This window comes from Frankia sp. AiPs1 (assembly GCF_023716945.1).
Taxonomy (GTDB): Bacteria; Actinomycetota; Actinomycetes; order Frankiales; family Frankiaceae; genus Frankia.
Genome location: NZ_JAMQQF010000375.1, coordinates 1 through 5,755 on the forward strand (window position 1 = coordinate 1; position 5,755 = coordinate 5,755).

General features: G+C 75.1%; 5 protein-coding genes. 1 reads left to right on the plus strand and 4 read right to left on the minus strand.

Features of this window, described 5'->3' with window-relative positions:
• Positions 1 to 918 (plus strand): glutamate ABC transporter substrate-binding protein (locus ND748_RS23250; protein WP_251748087.1); only part of this gene is annotated, 918 nt, incomplete at its 5' end.
• Between the two features lie 66 nt (positions 919 to 984).
• On the opposite strand, the gene ND748_RS23255 is transcribed toward ND748_RS23250, so the two are convergent.
• From ND748_RS23255 to ND748_RS23270, 4 genes are all read right to left on the minus strand, one after another.
• Positions 985 to 3,387: a serine/threonine-protein kinase gene (locus ND748_RS23255; protein ID WP_251748088.1), complete on the minus strand. Its 2,403-nt coding sequence runs from the start codon at positions 3,385 to 3,387 to the stop codon at positions 985 to 987.
• A 569-nt stretch (positions 3,388 to 3,956) separates the two neighbouring features.
• Entirely contained in the window at positions 3,957 to 4,214 is a 258-nt protein-coding gene (locus ND748_RS23260) for a GlsB/YeaQ/YmgE family stress response membrane protein (RefSeq protein ID WP_285902581.1), read from the minus strand.
• A gap of 185 nt (positions 4,215 to 4,399) precedes the next feature.
• Positions 4,400 to 5,155 (minus strand): ABC transporter ATP-binding protein, encoded by a 756-nt coding sequence (locus tag ND748_RS23265; protein WP_374216007.1) that lies wholly within the window; start codon positions 5,153 to 5,155, stop codon positions 4,400 to 4,402.
• A 233-nt stretch (positions 5,156 to 5,388) separates the two neighbouring features.
• Positions 5,389 to 5,755 (minus strand): SIP domain-containing protein (locus ND748_RS23270; RefSeq protein WP_251748091.1); only part of this gene is annotated, 367 nt, incomplete at its 5' end.

Below are 5,755 nucleotides of genomic sequence, written 5' to 3' on the forward strand. Positions count from 1 at the left end.
CCGGCGGGGGCGGTCAATCCGGACGGCACCTGCCGTCAGGACGGCCGGCCGGTGCGTGCGACGGAGCCGCCGCTGGATCCGCTGCCCGCAGCGGGGCGCATGCCGACCGGCAGCCGCATGCGCGCGATCGCCCAGGACCGGGGCTACCTGCGGGTCGGCATCGTCACCGACGCACCGCCCGCGGGGCTGATGAACTGGCGCACCCTGCGGCTGGAGGGCTTCGACGTCGGCATCGCCCGCGCCGTCGCCGCGGCGATCTTCGGACCGGACGACGTCGATGACCACATCCAGTTCCGGGCGGTCACCACGTCGGAGCGGGAGGACCTGCTGCGCTCCAACATGGTCGACATGCTCGTCGCGACGATGACCATCACCTGCGAGCGCAAGCGGCAGGTGCGCTTCTCCAGCGTCTACTACGAATCCACCCTGCGGCTGCTGGTCCGCCAGGACGCCGGCTTCACCGGCATGGCGGACCTCGCCGGCCGGCCGGTGTGCACGTCGGCGGGCAGCACGGCCAGCGAGAAGCTCGCCCGGCTGGCGGCGCCCGCCCCGCGACCGGTCACCCGCTCCCGCATCGCCGACTGCCTGGTCGCCCTCCAGCACGGCGACGTCGACGCGATCGTCGGCGACGACGTCCTGCTCGCCGGGCTCGCCGCGCAGGACCCTTACACGACGGTGCTCGGCCCGCAGGCGTTCGGGGCGGCGTTCGCAGCCGGCGGCCGGCTCGACGAGCCCTACGGCATCGCGATGCCGATCACCGGGGACACCGCGGGCGACGACGGATTCGTGGCCTTCGTCAACGGGGTGCTGCGCCGGATCATGCTCGACGGCACCTGGTCGCGGCTCTACGACGAGTGGCTGCGGCCCGGGCTGCGCGTCCCCGGCCGCCCGCCGCTGGCCGACGCCGGCGTCCCCTGAGCTCGGCGGGCGCCGGGGCGGGCAGCCGGATCGGTCGGGCGGGCCGGGGGTCGGTGTGCCAGGGAGTCAGAGCAGGGTGCGGGGGCGGGCGTGGTTCGCCCGGTCGACGAGTCGGACGCGGCTGGCCCGATCGGGGGTCAGCCGGGCCATCTCCCGGTAGGTCTCGGCCAGCCCGAACCTCAGCTCCCGCTCGACCATGGCCCGACCGAGCAGGGTCGGCGGCCGCGGCGAGTCGGGCGGTGGGTGGCCCGTGGGGACCAGGACCAGGGCGGCGGTGAAGATGTCCCGGCGCAGCTCGGCACGGCGTCGTTCACCAAGGTCAAGCAGAGGGTCGGCCAGCAGCGCCGCGGCTCGCAGCAGCGCCGCGGACCCGGCCGCCGCGGAGTCCGTTCCGGGGACGCGGGCGACCAGGACGCCGATCATCCGCGCCCGCGACGCCGTGTAGGCGGAGGAGGAACGGGGCACTCGCTGGTAGGCATCGATCTTGCCGGTCGGGTCGGTCCGGCACCGCGCCAGCCCGAACGCGGCACTGGTGACGCCGGGATCGATGGCGCCGACGACGTCGAACAGCTCGCCCGCGCGTTCCCGGGCCGCATGGCGCTCCCGCGCGGAGCCGGCCGTGGTCGCCACGTCGGCGAGGGCCGTCGCGAGGGCGAGGCGGGGGGCGAGCTCGCCGGGGACCTGCGAGTACACCCGGTCGAAGGCCGCCGCGGCCTGCCCCGGCCGCCGCGCGACCAGGGCGGCCAGCCCCCGGTACCAGTCGATGCGCCACTCGCGGGGCGCCGATGCGGTCGCGATGTCCAGGGCGCGGGCCGCCTCGCCGAGCTGCCCGGCACGGATCCTCGCCCGGGCCTGCGCCAGGCGCACCTCCGTGGTCACCGGGACGATCGCGGCCAGCCGGGCGGCGAGCGCCGCCGGATCCTCCTCCGGGCCGGCGGTCAGCGCCGGGGCGCGCGGGTCGTCCTGATCGACCCGCAGGTCCGGCAGCACCTCCCAGGCGGCGGGGGGTCCGGTCGGGCCGGCCTCCCCGGTGGGATGCCCGGCCGCGTCGAACCATCGGCTCGCCAGCGGCGGAACCGGCCCCTCCGTCCGGGCGACGATCTCGTAGAGCACGCCGACCAGCTCGTCGGCCAGTTCGGTGACGCTCTGGAAGCGCCGCTGCGGGTCGGTCGCGGTGGCCCGGCGCAGCAGCCGGTCCAGCGACTCGAACTCCCGCAGCGGGAGGTGGGCGCGTCGCGGGGGCAGTACGTGCCGGTAGGCGTCGACGAACCCGGGGAAGCGGCCGAGGACCAGCCGGGCCAGGGTCCGGGCGACGGCGAAGGTGTCCGTCGTCACCGACGGCGCGGCCCGCTCGACGCCGCCGGGGCGTTCGCCGTCGTCGTCGAGCTCGGGCGCGCGGTAGCCCGGGGTGGACAGGTAACCGGAGACCATGTCGTCCAGGCGGCGGGCCCCGCCGAGGTCGATGAGCTTCACCCCGGACGCCGTGATCATCACGTTGTCCGGTTTGAAGTCGCAGTAGACCAGGCCCATTCGGTGCAGGTGGCCCAGCGCGGGCAGCACCCGCAGCAGGTAGCGCAGCACGTCGGCGGGGGGTGGTGGGGCGGGCCGCCCATCCGGACCAGGCGGCCCGGTGTCGGCCAGCCCGGCCAGGGAGATCCCGGGCACGTACTCCATCACTATGTAGTCCTCGCCCTCGTGGGCGACGTAGTCGAGGATCTTCACGATCGCCGGGTGGGACACCGTGGTGAGGATGCGGCGCTCGCCCTCCGCGATCCGCCGGGCCTCCGGGTTCGCCGCGTCGAGCAGACCCTTGAGCACCACCCAGGCCTGCACGTCGTCGTCGCCGAGGTTGTCGTCGGTGGCCGCGTACACCCAGCCGAGGCCGCCGTGGGCGATCACCCCGTGCACGGTGTAGCGGCCGACCCGCTCGCCGGGACGCAGCTTGACGGTGAACGAGTAGCGATGGCCGCACCCCCCGCACGTGCCCTCGAGTGCGACCGTTCCCGACGGGCCCGGACGGGCCACCGGCGCGCCGCACCCGGCACACTCCCGCAACCCGGTGGGCACACTCGGCGCCTCCAGCAGTGGTGGGGTGGCACCGGGCGATGGCCCGATCCGGCGGGGCAGCCGCAGCGGGTCGCGAGGAACACCGGGCGCGGGGCCCCGGCGGGGGGAGGAGATCGTCCGTGGCTCCGGCACGGCACCCGCGCCCACGCCTCGCTCGCGGCCGTCCTCGTCGCCGTCGCCGGGCCGGGGCGAACCGGTGAAGCGGGCCCGGGTGGGCTCGGTCGGCTCGAGCCACCGGGCGGACGCGGCCGCGCCGCCGACACGGCCGTCCCCCGGCGAGTCCGACCGATCCTCGCGGTGGTCCCCGTCGGGCAGCGTCGCGTCGTCCTGCGCCATGGGTGCCTCTCCGCCGACGTCCGCGGCCCGGCCGAGGCGCTGCCGGGCCGTGCTGTGCAGCGCCATGTCGGCCATGCGTGCCGTGCCGTGCTGGGCCGGCCGTGCCGTGCCGTCAGCCTGCCACGGGCCCGTTCGTCCGTCGTGGTGGAGCTCCTTTTACTCCTGACACGGACGGTTCGGCGCGTCGACGCCGCCGTGCCCCCGAAATCGGTCGTATGCTGACCGCTTTCTGAACTTCGACCCGGGCAGGTCCCGCTTCCTCGGCCGGACCTCGCCCGGTGTCTGCCTGGTTGCCCGCGGGTTCGGCGGTGAACAAAACAGGAACCGGCGGAGGGCCGCCGTTTTACCCGGAATTTGGCCAACGGGGGCCCGGTGGGCCGTGTATCGGGTCGTTCCTCGGAACCAAGGGTCCGGTGTGCCGGCGGCGCGCCTTCCGGTCGGTGGCGCCATCCGGCCGGAATCGGCGGCCACTGGGCCAGGACGGCGACGGCCGAACCGGGCGGGGGGAATCACCCGCGGCCGGCCCCGCGCACGCCGAGGGCCGACCGGATCGCCCGGTCGGCCCTCGGAAGCAGCTCTCGGTCCCGCAGCGACGCCGCTGGTGGGCGGGCCGACGGGGGCAGGCTCAGCGGAGGTCAGTGGTGCACCGGCCGACGGCCGTGCACGGCCCGGTAGATCAGCAGCGCGATGATCGCGCCGATGATGGAGCCGATCAGCCCGGAAGGCTGGAACGCACCCTCATCGAAGTCGTGGCCGAACAGAAGGTAGCCGAGGAATCCACCGATGAACGAACCGACAAGGCCTAGGACAATCGTCGCCGGAATGCTCATCGCGTCGCGCCCCGGAACTAGCAGGCGGGCGACCGCGCCAGCGACGAGCCCAAGCAGAACCATGGTGAGGATGAACCAAAGCACGAGAGCCTCCGCAATTTTGCCGTGGCCGGCGGCGGTGCCGGGGTGCGCCGCTTTCCTGTTCGCCGGTGATCGCGGGTTGTATCCCCGGTGCGGCTCCCGTCAAACTGGCCGATTTCGCGAAAGGTTCCCAGGCGCTCGCGGGTAAGTGAGGTCGAACCTTTTGGTCACCCCGTGCGGCGCGGCGCGCGGGCCGACCACCGACCGTCCTCGCGGCGGACCGCGATCGGATGGTCGAAACAGGCGCTGACCAGCGCGGTGGTCAGCACGCCGTCCGCCCGGCCGGCTGCCAGCGCACGCCCCTCGCGCAGCAGCATGGCATGGGTCGTCGTGACGGGCAGATCCTCCAGGTGGTGGGTGACCAGCACGCTCGCCAGCTCGCCGGACTCCCCGGCCAGTGTCTCCACGCTGGTCAGCAGCCGTTCGCGGGCCGCGACGTCGAGGCCCGTCGCCGGCTCGTCGAGCAGCAGCAGTCGCGGCCGGGGCACGAGCGCCCGCGCGATCAGCGTCCGCCCCCGTTCGCCCTGGGACAGCGTCGGCCAGCGGGCGTGGCGGATCGCGGCGATGCCCAGCAGCCCGAGCAGCTCCGTCACCCGCCGCCGCTGCGCCTCGGTGGGCTGCCAGCGGGGAACGAGCTCGATCGAGCCGGTCGCCCCGGTCAGCACGACCTCCTCGACGGTCAGCGGTGAACGCAGCGGATGGCGGGGATCGACATGCCCGATCCAGCCCCGCAGCGTCCGGACGTCGACCCGGCCCAGCCGGTGCCCGAGGACGTCCACGCTGCCGCGGGTGGGGTGGTGCACCGCGCCGCACAGTCCGAGCAGCGTGCTCTTGCCTGCCCCGTTCGCGCCGAGCAGGGCCCAGTGCTCGCCGGGACGGACCGTCAGATCGACGTCGGCGAGCAGCTCCCGGCCCTCGCGCACCAGGGCTACGCCCGCGCAGTGAAGCACCGGCGGTCCCGAGCGCGGGCCATGCGCGGCGTCGACAGCCGACCGCGGTGCCGGTGGCGCGCTGGCCTGAGCGCGGCCGGCCTGGATGGGGCCGGCCTGGATGGGGCTGGCCTGGGTCTGGCCGGCCTGGATGTGGCCGATCTGGGTGTGGCCGGTCAGGGTGCCGCCGGCGGGGGCACCACCGGGCTGCGGCGCGTCGGCCGTGGTCACCGGGTCCGACCGTCGCCGCGGTCGCGTATCGCGGCACGCACCTCCCGGGCGACGTTACGGGCGCGGCTGTTCAGTGGCCCGAGCGTGCTACGCAGCCGGTCTGCGCGACCACCGCCGCCGCCCCGGGCCCCGCCGCTTCGGGCGATGTCGGTGAGGTCCACCTCGCCGAAGTCGTGGTCGGGATGGTCCGCCGCGCCCAGCCGCCAGTAGCCGCGGGTCGAGACCTGGCCGCGGTCCAGGCCGGAGTCGAGCAACTGACGGCGGATCCGGCGCACCGCCGACGCCTCACCGGCGACCCAGGCGGCCGTGCCCGCCGGCAGGCTCGCCGCCGCGACGGACTCGGCGAGCAGCTCGCCGGGGACC